Below are 3,223 nucleotides of genomic sequence, written 5' to 3' on the forward strand. Positions count from 1 at the left end.
CGCCCACAGCTGGCCCAACGTCACCGCCTACCATCACCGCCGCGGAGGATCCGGCTCCGCCTCCCGCCCGCGCAACACCGGCCTCACCCTGACCCACACCCCCTACGTCACCTACCTCGACCCCGACGACGAGGAGCTCGACGACGGCTATTGGGAGCTGCTGGAACGGCTCGAGGAGGAGCCGGAGGCCGACTTCGCCCTCGGCACGACGGCGGTCTGGACCTCTCGGCACGCAGTGCACGACTACCACTCCTGGTTCGCCGAGGCGATCCCGTACCGGGACGGGCTCTTCCGCGTCGACGAGGACTCCCTTCCGGCCATCGGGTTCCGGCCCGCGAGCATCGAGGCCCTGGTCGCCCGCACCCCATGGCTCCAGGGCCTCGGCCTGGTCCAGCCCGAAGGCGCCGTCGGCCAGGACACCTTCTTCTTCCAACAGATGCTCCACCATGCCAGGGCCTACGTGCCGGTGTACCGCCCGGTCTACACCTACTACGGTGCGGTGGACACCTCCATCGTGAACGTGGTCTCCCCCGGATACTTCCAGAAGTACCTGATCCTCGAGGAGGCTCGGGCAGCCTGGCTGAAGGAGGTGGGGCTCCTGGAGTCCTATCAGGCGCTGCGCCTCGAACGGTTCTTCACGACCTGGTATCTGGGCAAGTACCGTCGGGTCCTGCCGCACGAACGTGAGGAGGCCGCCGCCGTGCTGCGGCAGATCGCGTCGCTCTACGGCGAGTACAGTTGGACTTCGCCGAAGGCCCGGGAATTCTTCCAGGGCCGACCTGACTGACCGCAGGATCGCCGCCGACAGGCGGAAGGACCAGCATCCGGCCGGCCCTTCTGCGACGGACGCATCCGATCAGCGTGTGCGTGTCCCGGCTCCCGGCGGAGCACGACAGGACACGTCGTATGACGAGGAGCATCGAGGAGCCGCATGAGTGCAGATTCAGCACCCGAGCACCAGCACACAGGAGACGCCCACGAGGTGATCGTCGCGCTGCTCGGCCAGCAGGAGGCCCTGCTGGCCGAGCTCCGCTGGGCCTACGACCAGCTGGAGCGGACCCAGGAGTCGGACATCTCCGAGCTCCGGTCTCGCGTGACCCGGCTGGAGCATCGGCTGACTGCCGACCGGCAGACCACGGCGGCGAGTCCGAAGTCTTCAGCCCAGGCCTCGTCCGAGTCCCGCGCCGGACGGGTGCTCCGCCGGGTGGAGAGCGCCGTGCATGACCCCGAACGCGCCCTGCGCGCCGCGACACGCCGCGTGCGTCGCGAAGTCGGCAGGGTCGGCAGGGTCGGCAGGATCGGCAAGGTCACCCGAGGCACCGGACGAGCCCGGTGACCTCGGCCCACCACCGGGGCCTGGAACCCCGTCAGACCGAGCTCGACCGTGCGCGAGCGCGCGTGGCGGAGCTGCTGGACTCCCCCGACCCGCTGGCCGCCCTGCGCTCCTGGGAGGACCTGAGCGCGCTGGGAGTTCCGGCGGCCTCACCGTTCTGGGGAGGCCGCGCCGGTGGAGAGGCCCTGATCGAGGAGCTGCTGCCCGCGCTGATGTCCCTTCCGCGGCTGGAGCACGGCGCGTCGCGCCCCGCCCTGCCCTGCACTGTCGCCCTCCTCGACGACCCCTGGCTGACCGCACCTCTGCAGGGGGCTGCGGACCTGCGGCCCATCGCCGCTGACGACGAGGAGGCCGGCGTCGCCGTCGCGGAGGCGGATGCGGTGCTGCTGACACCGCGGGCCGTCAGGACGCCGATGGTCCGCGGGCGCGCCGTCCGCGCGGCCCGAGAAGCCTCCGTCCCCTTGATCTATGTCGACCTGACGCGCCTGCGGCCCGATCCGCACGAGATCCGGGTGGCCTCCCGCTGCGACGTGGTGCTGGCAGTCTCCGAGACCGGTGCCGAGGAGTATCGACGCAGCATGCCGGCCTCCACACACGTCGCGACCGTGACACATCCCATCAGCCCGGTCGGACGCTCTCCACTGGGTTCCCGGCATCTGCCGCTGCAGCTGGTCGCGCACCTGGAGGGTCGGGGCCAGGAGACCCTCGACGGCGAGGCGCGCCGCAGCCTGGAGTGGATCCTGGACGGCGTCATCGCCTCCGGATCCCAGCTGCTGGTCGGCCGACAGGAGCGACACGCCGGGATCAACCAGCACATCACACCCTGGAGGCACCGTCCCTACCTGGCGCCGTCGGCCCTGCCGCATGCGGCAGCCGTGGACCGGCTGGCTCCGGTGGGCGTGGTGGCCCAGGAGGTGGGGGACTCCCAGAGTCTCTTCGCCCCGCGGACCCTCGACCTGCTCGCCTCCGGGACCTTGGTCCTCTCGACCTACAACCAGGGCCTCAACTCACATTTCCCCGAAGTGCGGATCGCCAACTCCGTGGAGGATGTCGCTGGGGGACTCACCGCACTGAGCCTGGAGGAGCTGCGGCAGGCCCAGAGCGACGGCGTCCGCCATGCCTTCAGCCGACACCACGCGGTTGACGTGCTCCACCAGGCGCTCACAGCCGCGGGCCTCTCCCTTCCACCGCTCAGGGATCGGGTGCTGGCGGTGAGCGACACCGCCGACTGCGACGATCGGCTGCTGATGGAGGATCTCCAGGTGCAGACCGTCGGGCCGGTGGAACTGGCTGACTGGTCAACGCTTCCTGACCGGCACGGCAGCTTCGACGTGCTGGTGCCGGTCTCCGCCGCCCGCCGGTACTCCCCCACCTATGTCGCCGACCATCTCGCCGCACTGTCTTACCAGTCTGCGCCGGTCACGGCCAAGGTCGACGCCGGCCGTGCCGAGGATGCGGACTCTCATGCCCAGCGTCACCACCCCGGCAGTGTGCTGCGCCCTGTGCCGTCCGCGACGAAGCCTGTCGACGTCTCCGGAGGACACCTCAGCGACATCTCGCTCAGTGCCTGGCTGCGTCCGGCCGCCGAGGCTCTCGCCTCCGCGGAGGCGCTCTGCGCCGACACCGCGCAGGTGCATCTGCAGGACCACCTGGGACACGTCCCACGCCGTCGACCCCGTGTCGAGGTGCTCACCGAAGACGACGAACCCGAAGCCATCCGCCGGGAGGTCGCCCAGGTCGCCTCCCGGGAGGGCCTGACCCTGTCGGTGATCGTGCCGGTCTACAACAACGGCGACCACCTGCGCCACAAGGCCTTCGCCTCCCTGCGCCGCTCCAGCATCTTCTCCCAGATGCACATCCTGCTCATCGATGACGGCTCCACCGACCCCA

General features: G+C 70.3%; 2 protein-coding genes and 1 pseudogene. All 3 read left to right on the plus strand.

Annotated features, from left to right (window positions below; genetic code table 11):
- Nucleotides 1-787 (plus strand): annotated as a pseudogene (locus tag ACYVKI_RS12890) (glycosyltransferase); the annotation flags it as partial.
- A gap of 144 nt (nucleotides 788-931) precedes the next feature.
- Nucleotides 932-1,336, plus strand: coding sequence for a hypothetical protein (locus ACYVKI_RS12895; protein WP_460690771.1), 405 nt, complete (start codon nucleotides 932-934; stop codon nucleotides 1,334-1,336).
- The coding region (locus ACYVKI_RS12900; RefSeq protein WP_460690772.1) for a CgeB family protein at nucleotides 1,333-3,223 on the plus strand (1,891 nt) is incomplete at its 3' end. The genes ACYVKI_RS12895 and ACYVKI_RS12900, both read left to right, overlap by 4 nt.

It is taken from the genome of Nesterenkonia suensis, from assembly GCF_054782935.1.

What these genes read in the sequence shown, in the direction of transcription:
- ACYVKI_RS12895 (WP_460690771.1), top strand. Translation starts at nt 932, where the DNA reads ATGAGTGCAGATTCAGCACCCGAGCACCAGCACACAGGAGACGCCCAC.